Origin of the sequence: Streptomyces sp. NPDC007856, from assembly GCF_042868225.1 — a bacterium.
Taxonomy (GTDB): domain Bacteria; phylum Actinomycetota; class Actinomycetes; order Streptomycetales; family Streptomycetaceae; genus Streptomyces.
The window spans coordinates 149554-162941 of the sequence record NZ_JBIAEC010000018.1 but is presented as its reverse complement, the minus strand read 5'-3'; the positions used below and the strand labels follow the sequence as shown (position 1 = coordinate 162941).

Sequence of the window (13388 nt, the reverse complement as noted above, 5' to 3'; positions counted from 1 at the left end):
GCGGGGCACCGGCACATCTGGTTGGCTGTCCCGGACGGTCAGCCGCACAGGGTTCGGGGAGATCATGCGGGCAGAGGTACACCAAGTCGCCGACGGCATCCATCTGGTGCACGGCAACCACGTCAACTGGGTGATCCTGAAGGACGGGGACGCCGTCACCCTGGTGGACACCGGCTATCCGGGAGACCGCCAGGGAGTCCTCGAATCCCTCGCCGAGGTGGGCAGTTCACCGGAGGCGGTCGCCGCCGTGCTGATCACCCACGCGCACAACGACCATCTGGGCTCGGCCGAGTACCTGCGCGCCACCCATGGCACCCCCGTGTATCTGCACCCGGCCGAAGTGCCGCACGCGCGACGGGACTTCCTGCAGCAGGCCGCCATCGGCGACGTGGTGCGCAACGCCTGGCGGCCGGGCGTCCTGCCCTGGGCGGCCCATGTGATCCGCGTCGGAGGCACCGACCACAACCCCGTCACCGCTCCCGAGCCGTTCCCCGGCGAGGGGCCGCTGGACCTGCCCGGCCGCCCCGTGCCCGTGCACACCCCGGGCCACACCGGCGGCCACTGCGTCTACCACCTCCCCGACGCGGGCATCGTCATCTCCGGCGACGCCCTGGTCAGCGGCCATGCGACCTCGCGGGTCAAGGGGCCGCAGATCCTGCTCGACTTCTTCCACCACGAGCGGGCCGGGGTCGTGGCCTCCCTGGAGACGATCGGCGCGCTGGACGGCGACACCCTGCTGCCGGGCCACGGGCCGGTCCACCGGGGTTCGGTGCGCGCGGCGGCCGAGCAGGCCCGGGACCGGGCCTCCTAGAACACCCGCACGGGGCCTTAGGGTTCGTGCCATGGCCTTGCAGATCAGCGCCACGAACCCGGAGCACCCCGCGCTCCTGCTCGCCCTGCCCTGGGACGTGCCCCTGGAGGAGTGGCCCGAGGAGTACCTCGTGCCGCTCCCGAGGGGCATCTCCCGGCACGTCGTGCGGTACGCGCACGCCGGCGACGAGGTGATCGCCGTCAAGGAGCTCGCCGAGCGCCCCGCACTGCGCGAGTACCAGCTGCTGCGCGACCTGGACCGGCTCGGCATCCCCGCCGTCGACCCCCTCGCCGTGGTCACCGGCCGCACCGACCGCTCGGGCGCCCCGCTGGAGCCGGTGCTGATCACCCGGCATCTGCGCGGCTCGATGCCGTACCGCTCGATGTTCGAGACGACCATGCGCCCAGCGACCATGCACCGGCTGATGGACGCCCTCGCCGTCCTGCTGGTCCGGCTGCACCTGGCCGGGTTCGCCTGGGGCGACTGCTCGCTGTCCAACACCCTGTTCCGGCGGGACGCGGGCGCCTACGCCGCCTATCTGGTCGACGCCGAGACCGGCGACCTGCACCCGCGGCTGAGCCCGGGGCAGCGGGAGTACGACCTTGATCTGGCCCGGGTGAACATCAGCGGGGAACTGCTGGACCTGGAGGCGTCCGGTGCGCTGCACCCGTCCGTGGACCCGGTGGAGTTCGGGCACGAGATCTGCACCCGGTACCAGGGCCTGTGGCAGGAGCTGACCCGCACCTCGGTGTACCCGGCGGGCAAGTACCACTACATCGAACGCCGGATCCGCCGGCTGAACGACCTCGGTTTCGACGTGGCCGAGATGCAGATCGAGCACTCCTCGAACGGCGACACGGTCACCTTCGTGCCGAAGGTCGTCGACGCCGGACACCACCAACGGCAGCTGTTGCGGCTGACCGGCCTGGACACGGAGGAGAACCAGGCGCGGCGGCTGCTGAACGACCTGGAGAGCTGGATGGCCACCCAGGACGACTACGCCCCGGGCGACCCCCTCGCCGCCCGCCCGGAGGTGCTGGCCCACCGCTGGGTGCGGGACGTGTTCCGGCCCACCGTGCGGGCCGTACCGCTTCAGCTGCGTGGCTCGATGGACCCGGCCGAGATCTACCACGAACTCCTCGAACACCGCTGGTACCTGTCCGAGCGCGCCCAGCACGACATAGGCCTCGACACGGCCGTCAAGGACTACATCGAGAACGTCCTGCCCACGGCGCGGGCCGGCCTGGAGCCGACCGAGGCCGAGTAGCTCACTCGTGCGGGACCACGGCGACCGGGCACTCGGCGTGGTGCAGCATCCCGTGCGCGACCGAGCCGATCCGGGCGCCCACGGCCGTACGGTGCGCCCGGCGCCCGACGACCATCAGCTGGGCCCGGCCGGCCACCGACAGCAGCACTTGGCCCGCGCTGCCCATCTCGACCTGCTCGGCCACGGGCACCTCGGGGAACCGCTCCCGCCACGGCCCGAGCGCCTCCGTCAGGGCCTGCTTCTCGTAGGGTTCGAGGCCGCCCGCGTCGTCGAGGAGCTTGAGCGAGCCGGGGCTGTAGGCGAAGACCGGTGGCAGGGTCCACGCCCGGACGGCCCGGACGGCCGCGCCGCGGGCCGCCGCCGTCTCGAACGCGAACCGCAGGGTGGCCGCGCTGTCCTCCGGGTTGCCGTGCTGGCCGACGACGACGTCCCGCCCGGCGGCCTCGGCCGCCGGCCGGTCCCCGGCGCGCACCAGGACCACCGGCCGGGTCGCCTCGGCGATCACCTGCTGGCCGACCGAGCCCAGCAGGAAACCGAGGACGGGCCCCTGCCCGCGCGAGCCCAGCACCAGCATCTGCGCGTCCGCCGCGGCACGGGCCAGCGCGTGCACGGGCTCGCCCTCTACCACGTCGACGCTCACGTCCAGCTCCGGATGCCGCTCGGCGACGGCCCGCACGGCCTCCGCCACCCCTTCCGACACCCATCCGTGCTGGGTGTTCCGGTCGGCGGTGGCGAGCGACTCGGCATACCGCCAGGCGTGCACCACGCGCAGCGGCAGCCCACGGCGTACGGCCTCCCGGCCCGCCCAGTCCAGCGCGGCCAGGCTCTCCTCGGTGCCGTCCACCCCTGCCGTGATCGGGCGTGTCATGCGTGGGCCTCCTCGTCGTCGCCGCTCTCGTGGTGCTGATGCCCACTATCGGTCACGGTCGCGCACGCGCACGACGACCTCCTCCACGAGCCGTCGGCGATCCCCCGGGCCGGTCTGCGCGCACTGCCCGACGTATCCCAGGGCGAGCGGGCGGGATCGAACATACGATGGCTGCGAACCGGTGCGGTGGTCCCCACGACGCCGTGCCGTGGAACCGACGCCCGGGGTGGGGAGACGTATGGCACAGGCCGCCGACGCAGCGCGGACCGTCATCCTGACCGTGGACGACGACCCGGGGGTCTCCCGTGCCGTCGCCCGCGATCTGCGGCGGCGCTACGGCGAGTCGTACCGGATCGTGCGCGCGGAGTCCGGCGAGTCCGCGCTCCAGGCCCTGCGCGAGCTGAAGCTGCGCGGCGACCTGGTGGCGGTGATCCTGGCCGACTACCGCATGCCGCAGATGAACGGCATCGAGTTCCTGGAACTGGCGCTGGACGTGTACCCGGGTGCGCGCCGGGTGCTGCTGACCGCGTACGCGGACACCAACGCGGCGATCGACGCGATCAACGTGGTCGATCTGGACCACTATCTGCTCAAGCCCTGGGACCCGCCGGAGGAGAAGCTCTACCCGGTCCTGGACGACCTGCTGCAGGCCTGGCGCACCAGCGCCTACCGGCCCGTGCCCAGCACCAAGGTCGTCGGGCACCGCTGGTCGGCGCGGTCGTCGGACGTGCGCGAGTTCCTCGCCCGCAACCAGGTGCCGTACCGCTGGTACTCGGTGGAGGAACCCGAGGGGCAGCGGCTGCTCGCGGCCGCCGGGCAGGACGGGCGGCGGCTGCCGCTGGTGATCACGCCGGACGGCACCACGCTGGTCGAGCCGGAGGCGCCGGAACTGGCCGCGCGGGTGGGACTGGCGACCATGCCGACGGCCGACTTCTACGACCTGATCGTGATCGGCGGCGGGCCGGCCGGGCTCGGTGCGGCCGTGTACGGAGCCTCCGAGGGGCTCAGGACCGTGCTGGTGGAGCGGTCGGCGACCGGCGGGCAGGCCGGGCAGAGCTCCCGGATCGAGAACTACCTGGGGTTCCCCGACGGTGTCTCCGGCGCCCAGCTCACCGACCGGGCGCGCCGGCAGGCGGCCAAGTTCGGCGCGGAGATCCTCACCACCCGCGAGGTGACCGGACTGGAGGTCAACGGCGCCGCCCGGGTCGTACGGTTCGCGGACGGCACGGCGATCGCCGCGCACAGCGTGATCCTCGCGACCGGCGTCCAGTACCGGCAGCTGGAGGCCGTCGGCTGCGTGGACCTGACCGGCTGCGGGGTGTTCTACGGTTCGGCGCTGACCGAGGCCGCCTCCTGCCAGGGGCAGGACATCTACATCGTCGGCGGCGCCAACTCGGCGGGCCAGGCCGCGATGTATCTCTCCCGGGGCGCGAAGTCGGTGACGCTGCTGGTGCGCGGACCCGACCTGTCGGCCTCCATGTCGCACTACCTGATCCAGCAGATCAACGAGGCGCCGAACATCTCGGTGCGCCCGCACACCGTGGTGGACGCGGCGCACGGCGCGGACCGCCTGGAGCAGCTGACGCTGCGTGACACCGTGACCGGGGAGACCGAACGGGTCGACGCGCACTGGATGTTCGTGTTCATCGGCGCCGCCCCGCTGACCGACTGGCTGGGCGACGCGGTGCTGCGCGACGAGCGCGGGTTCATCCTGGCCGGGCCCGATCTGACCGCCGACGGGCGGCCGCCGGCCGGCTGGGAGCTGGACCGGCCGCCGTACCACCTGGAGACCAGTGTGCCCGGCGTCTTCGTGGCGGGTGACGCCCGTGCCGAGTCCGCCAAGCGGGTCGCGTCCGCCGTCGGCGAGGGGGCCATGGCCGTGATGCTCGTCCACCGGTATCTGGAACAGTCATGAACGATCTGGAGCAGTCATGAGCGGGCAGATCATGCCGTGCAATCCCAAGGAGATCGGCTCGCTGTTCCTCTTCGAGAAGCTGAGTCCCGAACAGTTGGGCCGGTTGTGCGCCGAGGGGCGGATCGAGCTGTTCCAGCCCGGTCCGGTGTACACCGAAGGCGACCCGGCCACCTGCTTCTTCGTGATGATCGAGGGCACGGCGGTGCTCTCCCGCCGGGTCGGTGGCGACGATGTGGAGGTCAGCCGCACCTCGCAGCGCGGGGTGTACGCGGGCGCGATGCAGGCCTATCTCGGCGACCGGGTGCGGCAGGCCTACACCAACTCGATGCGGGTGACGGAACCGTCGCGGTTCTTCGTGCTGCCGGCGGACATCTTCGCGGACGTCATGACCGAGTGGTTCCCGATGGCCGTGCATCTGCTGGAGGGCCTGTTCTTCGGGGCGAAGCGCACCCAGGCGGCGGTCGGGCAGCAGGAGCGGCTGCTGGCGCTGGGTTCGCTGTCGGCGGGGCTCACGCACGAGCTGAACAACCCCGCCGCGGCGGCCGTACGGGCGACGGCCACGCTCCGCGAACGGGTGGCGAAGATGCGCCGCAAGCTCGCCGTGATCGCCGAAGGCCCCTTCTCCCGTGACGTGTTGGCGAGCCTGATCGAGATCCAGGAGCGCACCGCCGAACGGGTCGCCAAGGCCCCCGTGCTCGGTCCGATGGAGACCGCCGACCGGGAGGACCTGCTCAGCGACTGGCTGGACGACCACGGCATCGACTCCGGCTGGCAGGTGGCGCCCACCTTCGTGCAGGCCGGCCTCGACGTCGACTGGCTGGAGCAGGTAGCGGCGGCCGTGGACGAAGAAATCCTGGCCGGTGCGATCGGCTGGCTCAACTACACCATCGAGACCGAACTGTTGATGAACGAGATCGAGGACTCCACCACCCGGATCTCGCATCTCGTCGACGCGGCCAAGCAGTACTCGCAGCTGGACCGGGCGCCCTACCGCGTGGTGGACGTGCACGAACTCCTCGACAGCACCCTGCTGATGCTGTCCGGCAAGATCGGCCCCGGTGTCGAGGTCGTGAAGGAGTACGACCGCACGCTCCCGCCGGTGCCCGCCTATCCGGCGGAGCTGAACCAGGTGTGGACCAACCTGATCGACAACGCGGTGTCGGCCATCAACAGCGCGGGCGGCACGGGCAGGTTGACCGTGCGGACCGCGCTCGACCACGAGCGGCTGCTGGTGGAGTTCCAGGACACCGGGCCCGGTGTCCCGCCCGAGATCAAGGACCGGATCTTCGACCCGTTCTTCACCACCAAACCGGTCGGCGAGGGAACCGGGCTGGGCCTGGACATCTCCTGGCGGATCGTCGTCAACAAGCACCACGGCAGCCTGCGCGTGGAGTCGGTGCCCGGCGACACCCGCTTCCAGGTGCTGCTGCCGCTGACCGCCGAGACGCCGGCGGAGGAAGTGGAGGAAATCGCATGACCACTGTCGACGGAGTCGACCCGGGCGTCCCGCCCAGCGGTCCGGGATGCGTGGAGTGCGAGGAGGCCGGCGGCTGGTGGTTCCATCTGCGCCGGTGCGCGCAGTGCGGGCACATCGGCTGCTGCGACGACTCCCCCGCGAAGCATGCCACCGCGCATTACCACGCCACGGGGCATCCGGTGATCCGGAGCTTCGAGCCGGGCGAGGAGTGGTTCTGGGACTACGCGACGGACGAGATGTACGCCTCGGGTCCGCAGCTGGCCCCGCCCGTCAGTCACCCCGCCGAACAGCCGGTGCCGGGTCCTGCCGGGCGGGTGCCGGAGAACTGGGCGGAGATACTGCGGGGTTGAGTGCCCCCGCCCCCTCGGGGCGTTCCAGTCGGGCGCGATGAGCCGGCCGGAGCGCCGGTGAGCGGGGGCAGTCGAGGCTGCCGGGGTCGACGGCGTCGGCCAGCGCCCGCATGCCGTTGTCGTCGGGGTGGAGGTGGTCACCGCCGTCGAGGAACGGCAGCAGCCGTGCGGAGTCGTGGGGGCCGCGCAGGGCGCGGTCGAAGTCGCTGACCGCGTCGAACACCCCGCTGGTGCGGATGAACCGGTTCACCTCCCGGCGTACGGCCTCGGCGGCCGGGTCCCATTCGGGCCAGCCTTCGAAGGGGCCGATGGTCGCGGTGACCACGCACTTCCCCGCCGCGTGCACCCGCTCGGCGATCTTCCGGTACCCGGCGATCAGGTCCTGCGCGGTGACGCCGGTGTGCGCCTTGAGGTCGTTCACGCCCTCGAAGAGGAAGACGGTGCGCACTCCGGGCAGGGACAGCACGTCCCGGTCCAGCCGGTGCAGCGCGCTCTGCCCGGCGCCGTCGGCGAGCACCTGGTTGCCCGAGACGCCTTCGTCGGCGACGCCCCGGACGGCCGCGCGGGCGGTGTTCAGGCGCCGCGCCAGGTAGTCGGGCCAGCGGCGGTCCAGGTCCACGGTGGAGTGCCAGCCGTCGGTGAGGGAGTCGCCGAGCGCGACCACGGCCGCGCCGGCACCGCGGGACGGACGTACGGACACGGCGTCGAGGTACCACCAGGATCCGGTGGTCTGCGTCCAGTCGGTCGCGCTCTCCTCGGCGGTGTGGTCGCCCTGGCCGGTGTAGGAGGTCTGCATCGCCAGCCAGTGGCCGGTCGCCGGTCCTGCCGCGGCCGGGGTGTGCAGGCTGACCACCAGATCGGTGCCGGGGCGCAGCCGGCCTGGCCGCGGATCGCTCCAGGCGGTGGCACCGGCCGGGACGACGACCGTACGGGCGCCGCCGAAGGTCAGCCGGCGGTTGCTGCCCGGCCGCAGGGCGGCTCCCTCGCCGCGCACTCCGGCGTAGACGCCGTCCACGGTCAGCGCCCGGTCACCGAAGGCGTTGCTCAGGCGGACGCGCAGATCGTCGCCGCCGACGCTGGTGCGCACGATCATCCGGTAGTCCTGTCCGGCGGTGCCCTCGCCCAGGCGGTCGGCGCTCGCCGCCCAGGTGACGACCCCTGAGGCATGCTCGGCGGACGCGGGCAGAGCGGCCGCCCGGCCGGGCGCGGACTGGCAGACGACGGCCATGAGCAGGACGGCGGCGACGCGGCGGACGCGTCCGAACCGGCCGGTCATCGCGCGAGGTCCCGGAGTGCGACGGACCCGCCGGGTCGCATACGGACCGTCCGGGACGGGCCTGCGTATCCCACGCAGGTCATGGTCCCGCCGCCGCCGCGGATGCGCACCTCGGTGGGTTTCCGGTCCGGCCGGTGCAGGTCGGCGACGGTGGGCGGTCTCGCCGGAGCTGGGTGGCCGGGGACATCGGGGGCATGCGCGCCTCCGGCGGGAGGCGGTTCGCGAGCACCCCGGACATGCGGATGCCCCGCGCGAGGCGGGGCATCCGGTGGTGCTGCGGCCGCGTCAGTGACGGGCGGCCGGCGTGTTGGCGGCGGTGACGTCGACCGCGGCCCACGCCTTGTCCACCGTCTTGTACTCGGTGCTGTTCGCGCCGTACAGGTCCTTGGCCGCCTTCAGCGTCGCGACGCGCGCGTCGTGGAAGGAGGTCGTGGAGACCATGTAGCGGGTGAGCGCACGGTAGAAGATCGCGGTGGCCTTGGTGCGGCCGATGCCCGTGACCGTGGAGTTGTCGTAGGTCGGCGAGTAGTACTTGACCCCGTTGATCGTCTTGCTGCCGCTGCCCTCCGCCAGGAGGTAGTAGGCGTGCGAGGAGACACCGGAACCGGCGTGCACCTCGGTGTAGTAGGTGTCCGGCGACCAGTAGTCGATCGTGCCCTCGAGCTTGTCGAGCGACGGGTGGTCGAGACGGCGCAGGAACTTCTGCGCGAGGCCCAGCTTCTCGCCGATCAGGTAGTCCGGCGTGTCGTTCTTGTTGTTGCTGAAGAACTCGACGTTGGAGCCGAAGATATCCGCGAGCGACTCGTTCAGCGCGCCGGGCTCACCGTACTGGTTGCCGTCGGAGTCGACGTACGTCGGCGCCAGCTTCGCGGTCGCGTCCACCACACCGTGGGTCAGCTCGTGGCCGGTGACGTCGAGGACGACGAGCGGCTTCTTGAAGGTCTGGCCGTCGCCGTCGCCGTACAGCATGCAGTTGCAGGTCGGGTCCCAGAAGGCGTTGGCGACCTTCTTGCCCCAGTGGACCATGCCCTGGGCGGCCTTGCTGTTGTTGGCTATGCCCTTGCGGCCGAAGGTCTTCTTGTAGAAGTCCAGTGTCTGGGTGATGCCGTACTGGGCGTCGGCGGCGGCGCTGGCACGGTTGCTGGTCGTGCCGTTGCCCCACACGTTGGTCGTGCTGGTGAACTTCGCGCCGGCGCTGAACTTCTCCGTGTACGAGCCCTTGGCGTCCCGCGTCTCGGTGCCGTACCGGCTCGGGTCCTTGAGCTGGTAGTGGCCGCGCGAGGTCGCCGTGGTGGTCAGGCCGACGCTGCCCACGAAGAGGGTCTTGCCGGTGCCCATGGCGGCCGACGGGTAGGTCGTGGCGCCCGAGGAGACGGAACCGAGCAGGCCGGCCTCCGGGGAGGCGGAGCCGTTGCCGGCGGCCGGGTCGATGGTCTCGCCGTGCTTGCGCAGGCTCTCCAGCAGCTTCGGCGAGAGGAACTCGTCGCTGTCGGGCGTGTTGCTGCGCACCTTGCCGGTGACGGCGTCGATGACGACGGTGTTGGTGCCGTTCTGGTCGGTGACGGTCACCTGGTAGGCGAGGGCGGAGGAGCCGCCGCGCGCGTCGACGACCAGTTGGGCGGTGCCCGCGTCGCCCTTGGCCGCCTGGGCGGCCTTGGCGGCGGCCTGGTCCGCGGTGAGCTTGGCCTCGGTGGTGGCCGGCTCGACGGCGTGACCGGCGGCGCGGGTCACGCCGGTGTACGCCAGCTTGTGGTCGAGGTGGACGATGAGGTCGCCGCCGAGCACGGGCATGCCGTCGTGCGTGCGGACGAACCGGACGTGCCGGGCGCCCTCGGGGTCGATCATCACGTCCTGCGCGTGCAGTTCGTCGCCCTGGGAGACGCCGGTCGCCGTGGCGTGGGCGAAGGCCGCGGTGCGCGCCGCCTCAACCACCGCCGTGGCGTTCGTGGTGGCGGACGCCGAGGACCGCTCCACCCCCGTGGAGGGACCCGCGAAAGCCGTACCGGCCAGGCCCGTGGCAGCGGTCGTCACCGCGATGGCGACGGCAACGCTGCGTATGTGCGGTCTACGCAAGGATCAGGGTTCCTTCGTTCGAAGGCAGCGGGGATCACCAACCGCCTTGAGACATGACGCCGTTCGCGTCACGGGGGCTGGTCGGGCCCCAAGGCGTAACCCTTACGGATCAGTCATGTCCACGTAAAGGCGGAATGATCGATTTCGCGACCTTCTATGGCAATCCTTTACGAATGCGCGCCATAGAGTGATCACTGCCTGACCAACTGTGTGTCGGCTGTGGAGACGTGCGCTGAATCCCCTAGGTTCCGAAGCCGGAATGTGACCGATGTCGCATCACGCCTCGTACCGGTTCGTATCGCTGAAAGCGGGTGACGGATGGTCACGGCAACGGTGGGGCGAGGCGCGGTCCTCGGAGCCGTCGCGCTGTCGCTCCTCGCGCTCCCGGCGCGGGCCGCGACGGGAGAGCCGGCCGCCCGGGCGGCCGCGAGGCCTCGGGCGGCCCTGCCGGCACCCGACACCGCCGGCCTCACCGCGGTGGTGCGGTCCGCGGTGGGCCGGGGCGCGCCGGGCGCCCTGGCCCGCATCGACGACCACGGCCGGACGTACGAGGCGACGAGCGGAGTCGCCGACCGGAGCACGCGACGGGCCATCAGCACCGCCGACCGCTTCCGTGTCGGCAGCGTCACCAAAACCTTCTCGGCCGTCGTCCTGCTCCAGCTCGCCGACGAACACCGGCTGGACCTCGACGCGCCGGTCAACCGCTATCTGCCCAAGCTGCTGCCGGACGACCGCATCACGGTCCGCCAGCTGCTCGGTCATCGCAGCGGCCTGTACGACTACACCGACGACCTGTTCGCCGACAGCGTGTCCGGCTTCGAGGCGGTGCGGAACAAGGTCTTCACCTACCGTCAGCTGGTCGGCCTCGCCCTGAAGAAGCCCCGCACCAACGCACCGGGCGCCGCGTACTCCTACTCCAACACCAATTTCGTGGTGGCGGGCATGCTCATCGAGAAGCTCACCCGGCACTCGGTGCGGACCGAGTACGAGGACCGCGTCTTCAAGCCGCTGCGGCTGCGGGACACCTTCTACGTGCATCCCGCGACGGGCATCCCGGGCCGGTACGCCCGCGGATACCTCACCCCGGACAAGGTCGGCGACCCGCTGGTGGACTCCACCGAGCAGACGGTGTCATGGGCGCAGAGCGCGGGAGCGATCATCTCCAGTGCGCGGGATCTGGACGCGTTCTACAGCGCGCTGCTCGGGGGCAGGCTGCTGTCCTCGGCACGGCTGGCGGAGATGGAACGCTTCACTCCGGTCAACGGCACGACGGCGTACGGGCTGGGGCTGCGGCGGCGTGATCTGCCGTGCGGGATCTCCGTGTACGGGCACACGGGGGTGGTGCAGGGGTACTCCACGTACGCCTTCGCCACAAAGGACGGCAGGCGGAGTCTCACGGCCGTCGCCAACACGTCCAACAACGGGAAAGTTTCGGATGCGTTGGCCGGGGCGTTGGATTCGGCGTTCTGCGGGAGGAAGGCGGCGAAGGGGTAGGAACCGGCGTCCGCTCACCGTTCGGGCGGCTGCGACAGGGCGCGCTTGGCGTGTCTGGTCCACTCGTCGGTGAGGACCTCGATCCGGTCGTTCACCAGGGCTTCCATGGTCTGCTCCGCCACGTCGGCCGCGCTGGTCTTCGGCGCGTCGGTGAAGTCGCTGAGCCGTCAACGACCACTGGGCTGCCTTGCAGGCGGCATACCCGGGGCAGTCCGGCCGCGAGCCCGGGAGACGGCCGACCAGGTGTTGACCGGGGCACCACCACCGTTGCGTGCCTCGTGCCTCCTCCCGGCCGGCTACCCGGAGTTCTTCAGCACTTGGAGGAGCTCCTCGGTCGTGGTGATGCGGTGCGCGTAGGTCGGCCCGTTGAGTTCATGGGCGGCGTGCATCATCTCGGGCTTGAAGGCCGCGGTGGCGTCACGGACCAGTGTCACGTGGTAGCCCAGCTCCATGGCGAAGCGGGCGGTGGCCTCGATGCAGGTGTTGGCCAGCAGGCCGACGACCACCACGTGGGTGATGCCGTGCTGCTTGAGCAGCAGGTCCAGGTCGGTGTTGGCGAACCCGCTCGACCCCCAGTGCTCGTGGGCGATGACGTCACCCGGTTGCGGCTGGAAGTCGAGGTGGAACTCCCCGCCCCAGGAACCCCTGGCGAAGTGGTGCGCCTCCTGGATCTTGCGCTGCGTGGGGTTCGGGTGGTCCCAGCCGTCGTAGTCGCCCGGCTCCCAGCGCCGGTGCGGTACGAAGAAGATCCGCAGGTCGCTCTCCCGGCCGGCGGCGACGACGGCGCGCAGATGGTCGAGGAGCCCGACCTCAAGAGCCACGTGCCGTACCGCGGGCTAGACCTTCCCGTTCTCGGAGAGGAAGTCGTTGTAGGGGTCGACCAGGAGGATCGCGGTGCGGGCGAGGTCATAGGTTCCGGGCATGATGGTCCTCACCGGTTGCGGAGGGATTCCTGAGGCGGGGTCATGTCGCCGGGCCGGCCTCCGCCCGTGCAGCCCATGCTCCGCCGCGCCATCAGACCCCGCAAATCGGGCCTCGGCCGTGCGGTCGCGCCCCGTCGTTCGCGTGGTGGAGCACGCACTTTCCGTGATCTTGGCGGAACGACACCCTCCGGGACACCATGCCCCGCATGAAGGGTGATCTCTTTTCCAGTGCGCATGTGGTGCAGCCGGCCGTGGAGCCGGGCATGTCCGTCGAGAACGCCAAGTGCATCAGGTACGCGGTGAACGGTGAGATGTACGCCCGCCAGGGCGCCATGGTCGCTTATCGCGGCAGCCTCAAGTTCGAGCGCAAGGGCCAGGGCGTCGGCGGCATGCTGAAGCGTGCCGTCACCGGTGAGGGGCTGCCTCTCATGGCGGTGCGCGGACAGGGCGAGGCCTGGTTCGCGCACGAGGCGCAGAACTGTTTCATCGTCGAGGTCGAGCCCGGCGACCGGTTCACGGTCAACGGCCGCAACGTGCTGTGTTTCGAGGCCTCGCTGTCCTACGACATCAGGACGGTGAAGGGGTCGGGCATCGCCGGCGGCGGCCTGTTCAACAGCGTGTTCAGCGGGCAGGGCCGGCTCGGTCTGGTGTGCGAGGGCAACCCGCTGGTCATCCCGGTCTCCGCGCAGTCCCCGGTGTACGTCGACACGGACGCTGCGGTCGGCTGGACCGCGCATCTGGAGACCTCGCTGCACCGCTCCCAGTCCATCGGCTCGATGCTGCGCGGCGGTTCCGGTGAAGCCGTACAGCTGATGCTCCAGGGCGAGGGCTTCGTCGTGGTGCGCCCGAGCGAGCTGACCCCGCAGAAGGCCCAGCAGCACTGAACCTTCACAGGGTGATCCACATCGCACGGGCAACCCCCGTCGCCGTACCC

At 71.1% G+C, this 13388-nt stretch carries 11 protein-coding genes; 7 read left to right on the top strand and 4 right to left on the bottom strand.

Annotation, left to right across the window (positions count from 1 at the left end; all coding sequences use genetic code 11):
* Window positions 1-64: 64 nt before the first annotated feature.
* Complete coding sequence (locus tag ACFYOH_RS35250; protein WP_388634372.1) at window positions 65-811, top strand: MBL fold metallo-hydrolase; 747 nt, start codon at window positions 65-67, stop codon at window positions 809-811.
* 31 nt (window positions 812-842) lie between these two features.
* Window positions 843-2078: a DUF4032 domain-containing protein gene (locus tag ACFYOH_RS35245; protein ID WP_388634369.1), complete on the top strand. Its 1236-nt coding sequence runs from the start codon at window positions 843-845 to the stop codon at window positions 2076-2078.
* A 1-nt stretch (window position 2079) separates the two neighbouring features.
* On the opposite strand, the gene ACFYOH_RS35240 is transcribed toward ACFYOH_RS35245, so the two are convergent.
* Window positions 2080-2946 (bottom strand): universal stress protein, encoded by an 867-nt coding sequence (locus ACFYOH_RS35240; protein ID WP_388634366.1) that lies wholly within the window; start codon window positions 2944-2946, stop codon window positions 2080-2082.
* A gap of 238 nt (window positions 2947-3184) precedes the next feature.
* Between ACFYOH_RS35240 and ACFYOH_RS35235 the strand changes: the two genes are divergently transcribed.
* Genes ACFYOH_RS35235 through ACFYOH_RS35225 form a run of 3 tightly spaced genes read left to right on the top strand, consistent with a single transcriptional unit; the run spans window position 3185 to window position 6688 of the window.
* Entirely contained in the window at window positions 3185-4861 is a 1677-nt protein-coding gene (locus ACFYOH_RS35235) for an FAD-dependent oxidoreductase (protein WP_388634364.1), read from the top strand.
* 16 nt (window positions 4862-4877) lie between these two features.
* Entirely contained in the window at window positions 4878-6338 is a 1461-nt protein-coding gene (locus tag ACFYOH_RS35230) for an ATP-binding protein (RefSeq protein ID WP_388634362.1), read from the top strand.
* Window positions 6335-6688, top strand: coding sequence for a UBP-type zinc finger domain-containing protein (locus ACFYOH_RS35225; protein ID WP_388634360.1), 354 nt, complete (start codon window positions 6335-6337; stop codon window positions 6686-6688). Before ACFYOH_RS35230 ends, ACFYOH_RS35225 begins: the two co-directional genes overlap by 4 nt.
* Here the strand turns inward: ACFYOH_RS35225 and ACFYOH_RS35220 are convergent.
* Window positions 6609-7964, bottom strand: coding sequence for an SGNH/GDSL hydrolase family protein (locus tag ACFYOH_RS35220; protein WP_388634357.1), 1356 nt, complete (start codon window positions 7962-7964; stop codon window positions 6609-6611). The genes ACFYOH_RS35225 and ACFYOH_RS35220 overlap by 80 nt on opposite strands.
* A 285-nt stretch (window positions 7965-8249) precedes the next feature.
* The gene (locus tag ACFYOH_RS35215; RefSeq protein ID WP_388634355.1) at window positions 8250-10037 is read right to left on the bottom strand and encodes a M4 family metallopeptidase; all 1788 of its coding nucleotides are present in this window, start codon (window positions 10035-10037) and stop codon (window positions 8250-8252) included.
* 318 nt (window positions 10038-10355) lie between these two features.
* Here ACFYOH_RS35215 and ACFYOH_RS35210 point away from each other — a divergent pair, with 318 nt between their 5' ends.
* Complete coding sequence (locus tag ACFYOH_RS35210; RefSeq protein ID WP_388634353.1) at window positions 10356-11531, top strand: serine hydrolase domain-containing protein; 1176 nt, start codon at window positions 10356-10358, stop codon at window positions 11529-11531.
* Between the two features lie 296 nt (window positions 11532-11827).
* On the opposite strand, the gene ACFYOH_RS35205 is transcribed toward ACFYOH_RS35210, so the two are convergent.
* The gene (locus ACFYOH_RS35205; RefSeq protein WP_388634352.1) at window positions 11828-12352 is read right to left on the bottom strand and encodes a cysteine hydrolase family protein; all 525 of its coding nucleotides are present in this window, start codon (window positions 12350-12352) and stop codon (window positions 11828-11830) included.
* A gap of 308 nt (window positions 12353-12660) precedes the next feature.
* On the opposite strand from ACFYOH_RS35205, the gene ACFYOH_RS35200 reads away from it, so the two are divergent.
* Window positions 12661-13338 carry an AIM24 family protein gene (locus ACFYOH_RS35200; protein WP_388634349.1) on the top strand — a complete coding sequence of 226 codons (678 nt, stop codon included), beginning with the start codon at window positions 12661-12663 and terminating at the stop codon, window positions 13336-13338.
* The last annotated feature ends 50 nt before the right edge of the window (window positions 13339-13388 follow it).

Coding starts and splice junctions, on each gene's coding strand:
- ACFYOH_RS35240 (WP_388634366.1), bottom strand. CDS start 2,946: ATGACACGCCCGATCACGGCAGGGGTGGACGGCACCGAGGAGAGCCTG.
- ACFYOH_RS35245 (WP_388634369.1), top strand. CDS start 843: ATGGCCTTGCAGATCAGCGCCACGAACCCGGAGCACCCCGCGCTCCTG.
- ACFYOH_RS35225 (WP_388634360.1), top strand. CDS start 6,335: ATGACCACTGTCGACGGAGTCGACCCGGGCGTCCCGCCCAGCGGTCCG.
- ACFYOH_RS35220 (WP_388634357.1), bottom strand. CDS start 7,964: ATGACCGGCCGGTTCGGACGCGTCCGCCGCGTCGCCGCCGTCCTGCTC.
- ACFYOH_RS35210 (WP_388634353.1), top strand. CDS start 10,356: ATGGTCACGGCAACGGTGGGGCGAGGCGCGGTCCTCGGAGCCGTCGCG.
- ACFYOH_RS35230 (WP_388634362.1), top strand. CDS start 4,878: ATGAGCGGGCAGATCATGCCGTGCAATCCCAAGGAGATCGGCTCGCTG.
- ACFYOH_RS35200 (WP_388634349.1), top strand. CDS start 12,661: ATGAAGGGTGATCTCTTTTCCAGTGCGCATGTGGTGCAGCCGGCCGTG.
- ACFYOH_RS35235 (WP_388634364.1), top strand. CDS start 3,185: ATGGCACAGGCCGCCGACGCAGCGCGGACCGTCATCCTGACCGTGGAC.
- ACFYOH_RS35250 (WP_388634372.1), top strand. CDS start 65: ATGCGGGCAGAGGTACACCAAGTCGCCGACGGCATCCATCTGGTGCAC.